Here is a 14956-nt window from a genome sequence, read left to right on the forward strand (position 1 = left end):
CCGGCACGGAGGGGGTTTGGCGGAGATTCGATTGACGTAACGTCAATGAATCACCATTGCATGGTCCAAGTGTCCGGTGCACCCAGAACGACCGGGTGGCACCGGACCATCATGGCTCACATCAGATCCCGTCTGTACGCCGGAGCGCAGGGGCGGAATCCTCATGTCTTTGAACCGGCGAGCGCCGCCTGGGGGTAAGACCCTGGTGGGCGCCGGCATGGAAACCGTGCCGGTTCGGCGAAGCCAGGCCGAGTTGAACGGCCCGAGTTCGCGGATGCGTTCTTCGCATTACGTTCCAGGTCCGACCCATGTATAAGGCCGTCGGAACGCGTTTCGTGAAAACCCCGAAGGGCCTCACGTGCCCGAGTTATCTCGGGCCTTCGCATTTCATGACGAATGCCCTGTTACACTTAAGGGCGTCGTCACGCGTCGACCATCCGCCGAAGCGGACGGCCGTCGTCCCCTCGCGGGGACCTTCGCATTCATTCGAATGGCAGGTAATTACTTAACCTCGTCGTTCTATCCGCTCCCCGTCACGCGGTTTCATGCGAACATACTCACATGGGTCGGTTCGCTATTGGACGATAGCGAGCACACGAGAACGTGATATCACGCGGTCGGAGAGCCGGGCCCTCATCCCCCGCTGGCACGCACGGTCGGACCGGGCGAGAGCCGCGCACGTTGAGTTGTGACTCGTGATTTCTATGGCTGTCGAAAAAGCCAGAATCAACGTCGCGAGATTACTCCTCTTCGAGGTGCTTGATGCCTTGCTTGGAGACGTTCGCTTCCGTGATCTCCTCCGGCATCCAGTCCGGGCTGTTGTCGGGGGCCTCCTCCTCCCATGCCCATCCCTCGTAGATGTGGACCTTGTCGGTCCCTTTCTCGCGAAGCTTGAGTTTCGTCTTGTCGGCAGCGTCCTCCGAACTCGCGGGATCGAGTCGACGGGCTGCCTTCAGCGCAGCCTGTCGCGGAGTGTTGCCCGAAAAGACGCTCTCTTCGTCGCCGTCCTCGCGAAGTGCGAAGTTTCGCTTACCGTCTTCACGTACCATGATTTTCGACCTCCGTGCTAACCCAGCACACAATCTGTTATAAATATATCGGGGAATCGAGTGATATTCCGAGGGTTCTTTTTAAAGGGACTTCGCCTGCGGTCGATTTCGTCGGGAGATCTACCGGCAAATCGCCCGGTAAACGGCGGGTTCAAACTCGCGCGCGTCCGGGACCGGCTGGAAACGGGGACCGAACCGGATCGGTCAGCGGGACGCGATCGCCCCCGGCGGCGGAGTCGACGAGATCGATGTTCGGGGCGACCACCGTGAGCGACGGCGACGAAAGCCCCTCGCCGGCGACGCGCACGCAACGGGGCCGCCTGCCCGACCGCCGGTCGGCGGTTTCTTGAGGGTCCACGACGACGACTCGCCAATGAGCGCCTACGACCTGTGGAAGCCGGCCCTGTTCGCGCTCCCGCCGGAGACCGCCCACAACCTCACCCATCGGGCACTCCGGGCCGCACAGGGCACACCCATCCAGACCGCCCTCGCGGAGCGCTACGTCGTCGACGACGACCGCCTCGCCACCGAGGCCTTCGGCCTCGAGTTCCCGACCCCCGTCGGCGTCGCCGCCGGCTTCGACAAGAACGCGGAGGTCCCGCGGGCGCTGGCCGCGCTCGGGTTCGGCCACGTCGAGGTCGGCGGCGTCACGGCCGAGGGACAGGCGGGCAACCCGCGCCCGCGCATGTTCCGTCTCAAGCAGGACCGCGGGCTGATCAACCGGATGGGATTCAACAACCAGGGCGCCGACCGCGTCGGCGAGCGCCTCGACCGCGAACCCCTGCCGGACGTGCCCGTCGGCATCAACATCGGGAAGTCGAAGGCGACGCCCCTGGAGGAGGCGCCCGACGACTACCTGTACACGTACGAGCGCGTCGCGGACGCGGGCGACTACTTCGTCGTCAACGTCTCCAGCCCGAACACGCCGGGGCTTCGCTCGCTCCAGAACCGCGAGGCGCTGGAGGGGATCCTCGGCACCCTCGCCGACGCCGGCGCCAGCCCCCTGCTCGTGAAGTTCTCGCCGGACCTCCCGCGACCCGCCATCGAGGAGGCGCTCGACGTCGTCGACGAGCTCGACCTCGACGGCGTCATCGCGACCAATACGACGACCGAGCGGCCCGACGACCTGCAGAGCCCGAAGCAGGCGGAACGCGGCGGCCTCTCCGGCGACCCCATCGAGGAGACCGCGACGGACCTCGTCCGCTTCATCGCCGAGCGCACGGACGTGCCCGTCGTCGGCGTCGGCGGCGTCTCGGACGCCGAGGGCGCTTACGCGAAAATCCGCGCCGGCGCCTCGCTGGTCCAGCTGTACACCGGGCTCGTCTACGAGGGCCCGAACGTCGCCCGCGACATCAACGAGGGGCTGCTCGAGCTGCTCGAGCGTGACGGGTTCGATTCCGTCGCCGACGCCGTCGGCGCCGACCTCGAGGAGAGCAGCGACTGACCGGACGAGTCGCGAGCGACCAACAAAGCGGAGAGAAACAGGACCTTCCACGCACGGGCGCGACACGCGAGCGCGCTTGGCCGCGTGCGATACCGATCCGACGTAGCGAACGCAGCTACTCCTCGTTGCGCACGATGACGACGACGCCCTCGGCGTCGAGCAGGTCGCCCTCGCCCTGGAGCTCACGGGTGCGCTCGACCGTGAACTCGTCGGCGCCGAGCTCGTGGCCCGCGACGTGGAGCTCGTCGTCGACGAGATCGTAGTCGCCCGCCTCGATGCCGGCCTCGATGTCGGGTACGTCACCGCCGTACTTCGGGCCGACCGTGGAGTAGTCCAGGTCGATGCCGGAGACGACGGTCTCGACGGGGGCCTCCGCATCCGGGTGAACGGAGAGGTCGTCGACGTGCATCACGCCGGTGATGTCGGCCTCGAAGCCGCGAACGTCGCCGTACACCTCGACCTCGTCGATGGTCGCGTTGAGAGGGAGCTGGTGCTCGCTCTTGTACTTCCGTAGGACGCCGACGACGCTCGTCGCCGTGGCGCCGGCGTCGTGGTCGGCCTCGATGCCGAGCGGTTCGGGCCAGTCCGTGAGGTGGATCGACTCCTCGCCGTAGTCCTGGTGCCAGATCTCCTCGGTGACGTGCGCGAGCAGCGGCGCGAACAGCTTGAGGAAGCGGCGGTGGGCCGTCCGGAGCGTGTACCGCGCCGAGGCGTCCTCGCGCTGTTTGGCAATCTCGAGGTAATCGTCACAGAACGTGCCCCAGAAGAACGACCGGAGCCCGTCCCGCGCCTTCGAGAACTCGCGGTTCTCCAGCTGCGTCGAGATCGTCTCGATCTCGCGGTCGAGCTCGGCCAGGAGCCAGCGGTCGATCTCGCGGAGCTCGTCGGGCTCGTCCGGGTACGGCTCCGGCGCGAGCGACTCGACGAGCTTCGAGGCGTTCCATAGCTTCCGGATGAGCTTCTCGCCCGCCCGGAGCCCCTTCTCCTGGTACGGCAGGTCGTCGCCGATGGCGGAGCCCGCGGCCCAGTACCGCGCGGCGTCGACGGGGAACTTCTCGAGCACCTCGTCGGGCGCGACGACGTTCCCCTTCGACTTCGACATCTTCTCGCGGTTCTCGTCGAGCACCATCCCGTTGATCATCGTCTGGTCGAACGGGACCTCGCCGGTGTGCTCGTAGCACTTGATCAGCGTGTGGAACAGCCAGAAGGAGATGATGTCGTGGCCCTGCGGGCGCACGTCCATCGGGTAGATCTCCGGCCGCTCCATCGTGAACTCCTCGGCCTCCTCGTCCCAGTCCCAGCCGGCGTTGATGAGGGGAGTCAGCGAGGAGGTGGCCCAGGTGTCGAAGACGTCCTCCTCCGGCTCGAAGTCGTCGTGGCCGCAGGACGGACAGGCGTCGACCGGCGGGTCGTCCGAGAGCGGGTCGACCGGGAGGTCGGCCTTGTCGGCGACGACCTCCTCGCCACAGTCGGTGCAGTACCAGACCGGGAACGGGATGCCGGAGGAGCGCTGGCGGGAGATACACCAGTCCCACTGGAGCCCCTCCACCCAGTGCTCGTACCGGGAGAACATCTTGTCCGGGAACCACTCCATCTCCCGGCCGGCCGCGAGGTACTCGTCGGTCTTGTCCAGCACCTCGACGTACCACTGCTCGGTGACGAGGAACTCGACGCCCACGCCACAGCGCTCGTGGACGTTGACGGTGTGCTCGATCGCCCAGCGGTCCTCTAACACGCCGGCGTCGTCGAGGTCCGTGACGATGGCCTCGCGGGCCTCCGAGGCCGCCTCCATCCCGGAGTACTTGCCGGCGAGGTCGGTCATGTGCCCGGACTCGTCGATGGCGACGCGCAGGTCCAGGTCGTGCGCCTTGTACCACTCGATGTCGTTCTGGTCGCCGAAGGTACACGACATCACGATGCCCGAGCCCGTCTCCATGTCGACGCGCTCGTCGGCGATGATCGGCACCTCGTGGTCGAAGAGCGGGACGCGGGCCTGCTCGCCCACGAGGTGCTGGTTCTCGTCGTCGTCCGGGTGGACGAAGACGGCGACGCAGGCCGGGAGGAGTTCGGGCCGCGTCGTCGAGATGGTGAACTCCGCGGGGAGGTCGGGGTCGGACTCCGCGCCGACGACCTCGAAGGCGATGTCGTTGAAGTGGGAGTCCTGCTCGGCGTCCTCGGTCTCCACCTGCGAGATCGCCGTCTCGCAGTCCGGACACCAGATGGCCGGGGCTTCCTCGCGGTACTCGCGGCCCTGGTCGTACAGGTCGATGAAGGAGAGCTGCGAGACGCGCTGGACCTCCGGCGAGATGGTGCGGTAGGTGTTGTTCCAGTCGATGGAGACGCCGACGCCCTGCATCTTCTCGGTGAAGTCGGCCTCGTACTCCCGACAGACCTCGCGGCACTTCTGCTGGAACTCGCGGCGCTCGAAGTCCTGGTGGCGAATGTCGAGTTCGTCCTCGGTCAGGCGCTCGGAGGCGATGCCGTTGTCGTCGTACCCGAACGGGAACAGCACGTCGCTGCCCGACATCCGGTGGAACCGCGCCGTGATGTCCTGCAGGATAGAGCCGTATACGTGGCCCCAGTGGAGACTCCCGGATACCGTCGGCGGCGGGGTGTCGATAGCGAAGGCAGTGTCAGGATCCGCCGTTTCCTCTGGATAGGCAAAAGTCTCGTTCTCGACCCATTCCTGCTGCCAGTGTCGCTCGGCAGCGTCCGGGTCGTAATCTCCACTGGGCATAGCTACGTCTATGGATTCCGACGGCTCGCCTGTTAAACGGCTCGGTTACCGGGAGCGCTTTCTGTGGATTTCGGATATGTAGGTGGGGCTGGCGTTCTGGTTGTCGGCGGCGCCGCTTCCCAGTACGTCGTGGATTCCGCGGCTGCTGAACGGGTGCATTTATAAATGTATTCGGCCATCGTCGCGGGCGACACCACTCAGCATGCCCAGAAAGCCCCAGCCGGCGAGCGGTCGCACTTATAAATAAACTCGGCTATCATCGCGGGCAACACCACTCGGCACACCTCGAAAGCCCCAGCCGGCGAGCGGTCGCGCTGCTCGCTGCGCGCCTCGCCAGCTCGCTCGCTTCGCTCGTTCGCTGGCTTGGTGCTTACTTCGCAGGGCGTCCCGCTCGCCGGCTGCCCCTTTCAGTCCCGCCCCGAGTGGTTGTTGGGGGGCGATTGCGGCGGTTTGTCGACGGTCGTCGTTCGCCGGTTTTCCGGCGGTGGTGCGGGACGGTCGGCGCGCGCGAGCAACGCGTGCGAGGGAGGCCGGTGGCGCGCCGCGGCGGTGTCTCCGTGAGCGAAGCGAACGGAGGGCCGGAAGTCGCAGCCCGGCAGCCCGCTACTGCAGGCAGCCCGGACCGTCTTCCGAGGCGTGGCCGGCGCGCCCCGGCCGAGGCTGGGGAGGGCCGAGGCTTGCGGTTGCTGTGCGGTCGCGGTGCTGGTGCGGTTGCGGGGCGGTCGCGATGCGCTACCGTCGCTGTCGCGGTCCTGGCGGACTGAAAGGGCGACGGCCGGTCGCGCCAACGGGGAGTCGCTGAGCCGACCCCTATCTGAACCGGGCGGTGCGGAGAGGTTCAGATATGTCGCGGAGCGACCGCGAGCGGCCGAGGGCTTTCTGAGTGTTTGCAGTGCTGTCAAAAGCAAGCCCGTATTACCTGGACAAGCCTACGCATCGCGAGCGGTCGAGGGCTTTCCCGGTGTCTGCGGTGCTGACGAGTGTAGCAGCGTCTGCATCTGAGCATCCTCTTTATAAACACAACCGCCAAACCACGCTGTTCCCGACCGCGAAACCAAAAATCGCGGACCGATACGGAGCCTATTCTAACGCGTCCAGCCGGAACTCGAAGCCGGAAACCGGCAGTTCGAGGTCGTGCTCGACGAGCACGCTCGGGTGGATTTCCCCAATAACCCCAACCGAATCCCCATCGATGACGACCTCGGCCGTCCGGCCGTCGATGAACGTCGGGTGCTCGGTCGCCGGCGTCTCCAGCTCCACGTCGAAGTCCTCACAGACCGCCTGCAGGCGGGCCTTCGCGTCCTCGTAGGAGGCGTCATTGCGCGCGAGGACGCCGGCGACGGTCCGGTGCTCCGCGACGTTCGTGTTCTCGGACTCGTCGTACTCGGCCGCGAGGCCGATCTCCGCGAGGTCCTGCGGGTACGCGCGGTGGGTGTTGCGCTCTAAGACGAGCATGAGCGAGGAGAGCGCCCAGGTGCGGAGCTGGGTGTAGTCCTCGCTGTACGGCTCCGTGATCTCCACGGGCTCACCGCCCCCGACGACGTCCGTGCCGGGCTCGACGTTGAGCCGGTCGTAGTTCTCCGGCCCGCTGATCATATGGAAGTTCAGCAGGTCCTCGAAGCCGAGGCCGACAAGGCTGGTCCGGACCGCGTCCTCCAGCCGGGAGCGCTCGTGGCGGCCGCCGACCGTGCCGATGTCCGGGTACGTCGGCTCCAGCTCGTTGAAGCCGTACGCGCGGCCGACGTCGTCGACGAGGTCGTACGGGTGGAGCACGTCGACGCGGTACGGCGGGATCTCCACGTCGTAGACGACGTCCTCACCGAGCGAGTAGGTGGCGTCGAGGCCGGAGCGCTCGAACAGGTCGACGACTTCCTCGGTCTCGAACTCGACGCCGAGCATCGTCTCGATGCGGTCGTGCGAGACCGATTTTTCGTTGGTCGAGAGGTCGGGCCGAATCAGCTCCCGGCCGCCCTCGGGCGCCGTCGCGCCGTCCGCGTACTCGACCTCGACCTCCTCGATGGTCGCGCCGCGGGCGGCGAACGCGTAGCAGACGATGTTGAGCATGTGGTCGATCGTCCACTGGTCCGTGCCGGTCATCTCGACCAGCAGCTCGCGGGAGCCGGTGTCGACCTCGGTCCGCTTCCCGTTAATGACGGGCGGGAACGAGAAGAGCCCGAGCTCGTCGTAGATGGCCGGGTAGCGCTCGTAGTCGGCGACGAGGTCGGCGTACTCGCGACCGGTCTCGTGCGCCTCGAGCGTCTCCGCGGGGGTCAGCTCCGCGTCGGAATCGAGGGGAACGAACGTGTCGCCGTCCGGTTCGATACCGCGGTAGTCGACGGTGTGGGTGCCCTCCTCCTCGATGGCGGTGCCCTTCACCATCGCGAGGTCGTGGATGCCGATGGCGCCCTTCGCGCGCTTGCGGCCCATCGTCGCGTGGAGCTTCTCCTGGAGCTGGATGATCGATTCGAGCGCGTCCTCGTCGAGGTCGACGCCGCGGATCACGGCGCCGGTGACGTACGGGCGCTCGTCCGGCACCGACTCGTCGACGTGGATGGTCCACTCGGGGTCGTTGGTGCCGGGGACGTGGACGCCGCGGGCGTCGCCGTAGTGGTAGCGAAGGCTGCGCGCGATCCCCTCGACCGAGAGCCGGTCGAGGCGGTCCGGGGCGAACTCGAGCTGGAGCTCGCCGTCCTCGGTCTCGCCCTCGTACTCGAGGCCGAGCGAGAAGAGGTCCTCCTTGAACTCATCGACGTCCTTGTCGTGGCCGGTGAGCTCGCGGAGCTCGTCGGGGTCGACGTCGACGACGGGCATTAGCGAACCACCTCCGTCTCCCGCAGGAGTTCAAGGTCACAGAGCGTTCCGTGCACGTCGCGGACGTCGTCGAAGCCGTACATGAGCATGAGCAGTCGTTCTAAGGCGAGGCCCCAGGCCATCACGTCGCACTCGATGCCGAGCGGGCCCAGCACCTCCTCGCGGAACATCCCCGAGTTGCCGATCTCGATGAGCTCGTCCGTCTCGGGATGGCGGCCGAACAGTTCGAACGACGGTTCCGTGTAGGGGTTGTAGTGCGGTTTGAACTGGATGTCGGTGATCCCGAACTGCCGATAGAACTCCTCGAACGTCCCCATCAGGTCGCGGACGGAGAGGTCCTCGGCCATCACCCATCCCTCGATCTGGAAGAACTCCAGGAGGTGCGTCGGGTCCAGCGTGTCGTTGCGGTACACTTTCTCGACGGAGAAGTAGCGCTGCGGCGGCTCGACGTCGGCGCCGGCGTAGCCGGAGAGGTGCCGCATCGACAGCGAGGTCGTGTGCCCGCGGAGGTCGATCTCGCGGGCGACGTCCTCGGTCCACGGCGAGTGGTAGCCATCGCCCTCCTCGCCCCAGCCCTCGCGGTGGGCTTCCTCGACGCGGTCGAGGAGCTGCTGGGGGATGTCGTCCATCGGCGGCACGTCGAGCCCGAACTGGTCCCAGTGGGTCCGCGCCGGGTGGTCCTGGGGCATGAACAGCGTGTCGTTGATCCAGAACTCGGAGTCGGCGTGGGGGCCCTCCATCTCCTTGAAGCCCATGCCGACGAGGACGTCCTTGACGCGGTCGGCGGTCTGCCGGAGGATGTGCTTCCGGCCGCCCTCGACGTCGGGCGCGTCGGCCTCGACGTTGTAGTCGGTGAACTCGACGTCCGCCCACTCGCCGCTCGTGAGGAGCTCGGGCGTGACGCGATCGACGGTCTCGGCCGCCTCGACGCCCTCCATCAGCGCCGTGACGCCCTCCTCGGAGAGCGTCACGTGGCGCGTGGCGGCCTCGTGGGTCTCGACGAGCCCGCGGCGTTCGAGCTGGTCGACGACCTCGGGGTCGACGTCGGCGTCGCCCTCGCCGTGGAGGAGTTCCTCCAGCGCGACGCGCTCGGGGTCGTGGTCCGGGTCGACGTCGGGGTTCGCGGTCACCTCGCCGGCCTCGATGGTGCCGTAGTCCTTCCGCGCGAAGTTCGAGAGCGCGATGTCGACCTCGGGCCCCGCGACGTCAGTGTCGGCGATGAGGTCGCCCATGTCGACGGGCTCCTCGGTGGCACCCATCTCGAGCGCGGCCCAGTAGAGGCGCGCTTCGGGGAGGTCGTTGTCGACGTACTCGCGGCCCTCCTCGGTCACCTCGACGGTGACGGTCGTCTCCTCGTCGATACTGACGAGGCCGGCGTCGTGCAGGTCGAAGGCGGCCCGCGTGACGGTCTCGGCCTTCTTGTCGAGGACGGCCGACAGGTCTTCTATCGTCTTCGGATCGTTCGCGCTCGCGGCGTCTAACACCGCGAGCTGGGTTTCCTTGAGTCGCATATATTGAGTTGCGTGAATACGCGTCCGGTCGACAGTTATCCCTTCCGGCACGAGTCGCGGACGGCCGCGTGGCTGGCCGTCGAGTCACCCCGCCCGGTTTCACCGGCTCCTGCCCGCGAGCCGGCTCCACCGCGCGTCTCAGGCGCCAAAGAAGAACTCGGACCCGTCGCTGTCGCGTTCGCGAGCGATGCTCGTCGTGGCGAGTCCGAGTGCCATACCCGGACTTGAGCGAGCTCTTAAAAATAGTTTACGTCGGCCTGCTATCGAGTCGAAACCCCGGCATGAAGGGGTCGCGGGCGGCGTCTCCTCGAGACCCGGGCGACCCGGGTCACCGGAACTCGGGAGACGGAGTCAGTCCGCGCTCGCGGAGGACGCGTCGGCGCCGAGCGCGCGTTCCATCTCGGTCTCGTCGACCGTGATGCCGCGGCACTCGAGCTGGTCGACGAACGCCGACTCGCTCACGCCGGCCTGCGCCGCCGCCTGCGACAGCGTCAGGTTCCGGGCCCGATAGCGTGTCAGCGCGCTCGTCAGTCCGTGGTTCGTCATGAACGTTCATGCACTGTGGAGGGATATGAATGTTCCCCATCGTTAGTAGGTGATTACACACCTAATACGATATAAGGTCACGAAGAAGATCACGGCCGGGCTGCCCCCGATAAAAGGAATCCGGCGACGACGGCGGCGGCCGCAGTGCAGCAGAACTATAGCGATGCCGCGTCAACGGTGGCTATGGACCGAGACAAGATATTCGCCCTGTTCTTCGCGTTCCTCATGGTGAGTTCCATGGTCGCGTGGGGCGTGACCGTCCTGTAGCGCCGGCGGCCGCAACTCCCCACCCGCCGTTTTCCGAGCGTTGGACGCCGTAGCGACTGCTTTTAAAAGCCGGCTGGCGGATCGGCACCCACCTACCCGTCGCCCCAGACGTCCGAGAGCGGATGGTCCTCGCGCTTCTCGGCGTCGCGCTCCGAGCGCGTCTTCGGCGAGCCACCGGAGCTGCCAGTCGTCGAGTTCGCGGAGCTGCCCGCTGAAGACCCGGACCCCCCGCCAGTTGACGACGCGCTCCCGGTGCCGGAGCCGGACCGACTACCGGACCCACCGCCGACCGACCGCCGCCCGGCACCCGACGGCCCGGACGGCTCCGCGTCGATGCCGGCGAGCGCGGCCGACGGGTCGAAGTCGGGCAGCGTCGGCGTCGTCATGGCCTCGACCTGATTCGTGAACCACGGCGGCGTGTCGGCCTCGGCGCGGTCGAAGAGGTCGAGCAGGGAGTCGTCGGCGAGGTACGTCGCGCCGTAGTCGTCGGGGGCGCGCACGACCCGGCCGCAGGCCTGGATCACCGTCCGGAGCGCGGCGCGGTGGTACCAGGCCCACTGGCCCTCCTCCAGCCGGCGGGCGACCCGGGAGTCGTTCGTGTTGAGGTACGGCGCCTTGCAGATCACCTGCCAGCGACAGAGGTCGCCGTCGAGGTCGAGCGCCTCCTCCATCTTCACGGAGACGAACACCTCGGGGTCGTCGCTCGCCTTCCACGTCTCCAGCTCCGCGTCGCGGTTCGCGGAGGTGTGATGCCGGAGCCGTGCGGCGACGCCGAGCTCGCCCAGCGTCTCGACGAGCTGGTCGGCGATGGCGTACGAGTGCGCGTGGATCAGCCCCTTCTCGTCGGGGTGTTCGGCCATCAGCCGGACGATGAGCCGGGCGATCTTCGGGATCGTCTCGTCGCGGTGCTCGTAGGTCATCTTCCCCTGGGTCACGTCGTACAGGCGGCGGTGTTCGAGGGGGAAGGTGTGCTCGACGTCGACGAGGGCGACGTCGTCGGGGTCGAGCCCGACGCCGCGGCAGAACGCCTCCTTCGAGAGGATCGTCGCCGACAGCAGTGCAAACTTCTGCCCCCGGTCCCAGACGGTGTGCTTGAGGTACTTCGCGGGGTCGAGCGGCTTGATCGTCAGCGCCGCGTTCGCGCCGTCGGGCTGGTCGACGACCCACGTCGTCCGGCTCTCGTGGTCGCGGTAATCCTCGAGGAACCAGCCGAGCTCGCCGATGAGCTCCTGGAGGCGGTCCCGGCGCTGGACCTCGTCCTGGCTGAGCTCGGCCTGGCCGATCAGTTCGTCCTTGGCGGCCTCGCAGTGGTCGCGGAGCTGCTCGACGAACCGGGCGGTCCGGTCGAGCGCGTCCTCGTGGTCGCCGGCGTCGACCTCGACGTCGGGCACCTTCACGTCGTCCCAGATGGGCACCCGCGAGGGCGACAGCTCGATGGTGGCGTACATCTCCGCCCACTCCGCGAGCCCGTGCGCCTCGTCGATGACGACGACGTCGCGCTGGCGGAACACCTCGGAGCCGGCGGTCTGCATGAAGTACGCGAGCGTCATGGCGGCGTGGCGTCGCGAGGAGGCGATCGCCCGGTCGGAGAAGTACGGGCAGCGGTGTTTGACCGAGCAGTCGTAGCCGCGCTCGCGGACGCAGGGCGCCTGGTCGACGGGCGTGTCCTGCTCGCCCGGGAGGATGCATGCGTAGTTCGACTTCCCGCGGATCACGTTGAGGTCTTCCAGCAGGTCGTCGCCGGCGACGTCGTCGAGCTGGGAGACCTGCGGCGTCGTGTAGTACGCGCCCGTCGGCTCGTGCGGGTCGGCCTCGCCCGCCTCGCGGGCCGCGCCCATCACGGCGCGGGCGAGGAGGGACTTGCCGCTGCCCGTGGGCGCGCGGACGAGGACGACGTCGTTGCCGTCGGCGTACGCGTCCCGGATGTCCCGCAGCGCCTGCTCCTGGGCGCCGCGGTAGCTGGGGGCGGGGAACTCCGGGAGGATCCGGTCGGGGTCCACAGGCGGTCGTCGCCCTGCGCGGAGCTAAAGCTGTCGGAACTCGCGGTCGAAAAACGCGGTCCGGAATCGGGGGTGCAAGCCGGGCCGGTGCGGGACCGTCGCCGGCCGAACAAGCCACCCCCTCAGAACAGCAGGCCGGTGGCAACGTGGCCGTAGGTCACCAGCAGCCAGGTCGCGACGACGAACAGCGACAGCCAGGCCAGCCCGATGACGGCCAGCTGCCGCCCGAACGCCGCGTCGTCGACGTCGCCGGTCGTGTGCGTCAGGAACGACATGTCGGACCGAGGTAGGCGCCGCGCTCACCTGCGAATTATCCCGAACACGTTCCGGTCCGTTTTAGTCGTCGTCGACGGGCGGCAGGTCCTCTTTCGCGGCGAGGTCTTGCAGGTGCTCGACGTCCTCGGCGGTCGGCTCGCCGTCGCCCGGGAGGCGCTCCATACAGTCGAAACAGAGGAAGAACTCGGAGCCGTCGGTGAGCTCCAGGGTCATGCCCTGCGTGGACTCGAACGCGAAGCTCCACAGGTCGCCGATCCCGCCGGCGATCCGGACCTTCGTCCCACAGACCTCGCACGGCTCGGTTGCCATACCGACCCTTGACGCCGGCGGCGGTTAAGCCATGCCGTCGCGCGCCACCCGGGTGAACAGTTAACAGGGGAGAGGCCCACGCTCCCGTATGAACGTCCTCCGCCGGATCGCCCGTCAACTCGGCCGACGCTCGGCACGCACGACGGACGGGTCCGGACTCGTTTCCGACGGGGCCGACGGCCCGGTCCCCGACGCACTCCTCCAGTACGTCGCCCTCGCGGCGGCCGTGTTCGTCGGCGTCGCCCTCCTGAGTCGCAGTCTCCTCGCCGGCCTCGGCGTCCTCGCGCTCGTCGCCGCCGCCGTCACCGTCGCGAGCGCGGTCGACATCGTCGAGGCGTACGAGAAGGAGGCGCTGACCGTCTTCGGCGAGTACCGAACGCTCCTGGAGCCGGGCCTCCACCTCATTCCGCCGTTCGTCTCCCGGACGTACGCGTTCGACATGCGCACCCGCACGCTGGACGTGCCCCAGCAGGAGGCGATCACTCGCGACAACTCGCCGGTGACGGCCGACGCCGTCGTGTACGTTCGCGTGATGGACGCCAAGCGCGCGTTTCTCGAGGTCGACGACTACGAGAAGGCGGTCTCGAACCTCGCGCAGACGACGCTCCGCGCCGTCCTCGGCGACATGGAGCTCGACGACACGCTCGCCCGCCGCGAGGAGATCAACGAGCGGATCCACGACGAGCTCGACGAGGCCACCGACCAGTGGGGGATCCGCGTCGAGGCCGTCGAGGTCCGCGAGGTGAGCCCCTCCGCGGACGTCAAGAACGCGATGGAGCAGCAGTCCTCCGCCGAGCGCCACCGCCGCGCCATGATCCTCGAGGCGCAGGGCGAGCGCCGCTCCGCCGTCGAATCCGCCGAGGGCGAGAAGTCGGCCGCGATCATCACCGCGCAGGGCGAGAAGCAGAGCCAGATCCTCGAGGCGCAGGGCGACGCCATCGCCACGGTGCTGCGCGCGAAGTCCGCGGAGTCGATGGGCGAGCGCGCCGTCATCGAGCGCGGCATGGACACGCTCTCGGCCATCGGCCAGGGCGAGTCGACGACGTTCGTCCTCCCGCAGGAGCTGACCAGCCTCGTCGGCCGCTACGGGAAGCACCTCTCGGGATCGGACGTCGCCGGCGACGGCGAGGGGCTCGAATCGCTCGCGTTCGACGAGGAGACGAAAGAAATGCTCGGCTTAGAGGACATCAGCGCGTCGCTGGAGGAGCTCGTCGACCAGGCGGACTCGGACCTCTCGACCGGCGAGGCGGTAACGTTCGACGACGTCGACGCCGACGGCGAGGGCGAGCCCGACGTCGAGTTCGCGGACCGCTGATCCTCGCGGGAGAGTATTTAAAACCAGCACCAGGCCGGTCGTTTTCCCTTTTAAACAAAAGTCGGCGGACCCCGAAGTGAGCTACGTTCGATTCGCGCTCAGGGATGCCAGCCGTCGGCGTCGACGACCCAGGCGATGGCGACCGCGAGAACGCCACCGAGCGCGGCGAGGACGACGAACATCGGCGCCGGCGACCCGGAAACGGCGGCGAGGACCAGGACCGCGCCCGCGAGGAGTGCGGGGACGTCGTCGGCGACGGCGCCGAGCGTCACCGGCGCGACCCCGCCGCCGGCCAGGACGCCACCGACGGCGAACTGCAGGGCGGGCGGGACGGAGAGCACCCACTCGACCGTCGCCCGCGCGGTCGTCGTCTCGGTCGAAACGGCGACGAGCACGGCCGCCGCGGCGACGAGCGCACCGAGCACGGGTGCGGCGAACGCCCCGCGAGCATCGGGTCGCCGGTTCCGGAGCGCCGCGACGCCGGCGACGACGAGGACCGCGCCGGCGCCCGCCAGCGACGGCGGCACGACCGCGATCAGGCTCGCGGGGTCGGCCAGCTGCGGGACGGTCGGCACGAAACGGTTGCCGAACAGGAGCGGTGCGACCAGACAGCCGGCGCCGATAGCGAGAAAGAGTCCACCGATCGCCCGACGGCGTAGCCCGAACATACTCGGCCGAACGCCGGTCAGCT

At 68.0% G+C, this 14956-nt stretch carries 11 protein-coding genes; 2 read left to right on the forward strand and 9 right to left on the reverse strand.

The genetic code is table 11. From position 1 onward, the window contains the following. Positions 1-740: 740 nt before the first annotated feature. Complete coding sequence (locus ACQE3M_RS00005) at positions 741-1049, reverse strand: non-histone chromosomal MC1 family protein (protein ID WP_430503411.1); 309 nt, start codon at positions 1047-1049, stop codon at positions 741-743. Between the two features lie 373 nt (positions 1050-1422). On the opposite strand from ACQE3M_RS00005, the gene ACQE3M_RS00010 reads away from it, so the two are divergent. After that, complete coding sequence (locus tag ACQE3M_RS00010) at positions 1423-2493, forward strand: quinone-dependent dihydroorotate dehydrogenase (protein WP_430503412.1); 1071 nt, start codon at positions 1423-1425, stop codon at positions 2491-2493. Between the two features lie 115 nt (positions 2494-2608). On the opposite strand, the gene ACQE3M_RS00015 is transcribed toward ACQE3M_RS00010, so the two are convergent. The 7 genes from ACQE3M_RS00015 to ACQE3M_RS00045 form a co-directional block, all read right to left on the reverse strand. Then, positions 2609-5230: a valine--tRNA ligase gene (locus tag ACQE3M_RS00015; protein WP_430503413.1), complete on the reverse strand. Its 2622-nt coding sequence runs from the start codon at positions 5228-5230 to the stop codon at positions 2609-2611. A gap of 1080 nt (positions 5231-6310) precedes the next feature. Beyond that, positions 6311-8041, reverse strand: a complete 1731-nt coding sequence (pheT, locus tag ACQE3M_RS00020; protein ID WP_430503414.1) for a phenylalanine--tRNA ligase subunit beta — start codon at positions 8039-8041, stop codon at positions 6311-6313. Then, complete coding sequence (pheS, locus tag ACQE3M_RS00025; RefSeq protein WP_430503415.1) at positions 8041-9552, reverse strand: phenylalanine--tRNA ligase subunit alpha; 1512 nt, start codon at positions 9550-9552, stop codon at positions 8041-8043. Before pheS ends, pheT begins: the two co-directional genes overlap by 1 nt. Before the next feature lie 351 nt (positions 9553-9903). Beyond that, on the reverse strand, positions 9904-10098 hold the full coding sequence (locus ACQE3M_RS00030; RefSeq protein ID WP_430503416.1) for a DUF7317 family protein: 195 nt from the start codon (positions 10096-10098) through the stop codon (positions 9904-9906). Between the two features lie 359 nt (positions 10099-10457). After that, positions 10458-12365 (reverse strand): helicase C-terminal domain-containing protein, encoded by a 1908-nt coding sequence (locus ACQE3M_RS00035; RefSeq protein ID WP_430503417.1) that lies wholly within the window; start codon positions 12363-12365, stop codon positions 10458-10460. A 122-nt stretch (positions 12366-12487) separates the two neighbouring features. Next, entirely contained in the window at positions 12488-12640 is a 153-nt protein-coding gene (locus tag ACQE3M_RS00040) for a hypothetical protein (RefSeq protein WP_430503418.1), read from the reverse strand. Between the two features lie 61 nt (positions 12641-12701). Next, positions 12702-12950, reverse strand: coding sequence for a DUF7561 family protein (locus ACQE3M_RS00045; RefSeq protein WP_430503419.1), 249 nt, complete (start codon positions 12948-12950; stop codon positions 12702-12704). Between the two features lie 88 nt (positions 12951-13038). Here ACQE3M_RS00045 and ACQE3M_RS00050 point away from each other — a divergent pair, with 88 nt between their 5' ends. Then, the gene (locus ACQE3M_RS00050; RefSeq protein ID WP_430503420.1) at positions 13039-14265 is read left to right on the forward strand and encodes an SPFH domain-containing protein; all 1227 of its coding nucleotides are present in this window, start codon (positions 13039-13041) and stop codon (positions 14263-14265) included. Between the two features lie 98 nt (positions 14266-14363). Here ACQE3M_RS00050 and ACQE3M_RS00055 read toward each other — a convergent pair whose 3' ends face one another. Next, positions 14364-14933 carry a hypothetical protein gene (locus tag ACQE3M_RS00055; protein WP_430503421.1) on the reverse strand — a complete coding sequence of 190 codons (570 nt, stop codon included), beginning with the start codon at positions 14931-14933 and terminating at the stop codon, positions 14364-14366. Between the last annotated feature and the right edge of the window lie 23 nt (positions 14934-14956).

It is taken from the genome of Halosubterraneus shenae, from assembly GCF_050510935.1.
Classification (GTDB): domain Archaea; phylum Halobacteriota; class Halobacteria; order Halobacteriales; family Haloferacaceae; genus JBDGPU01.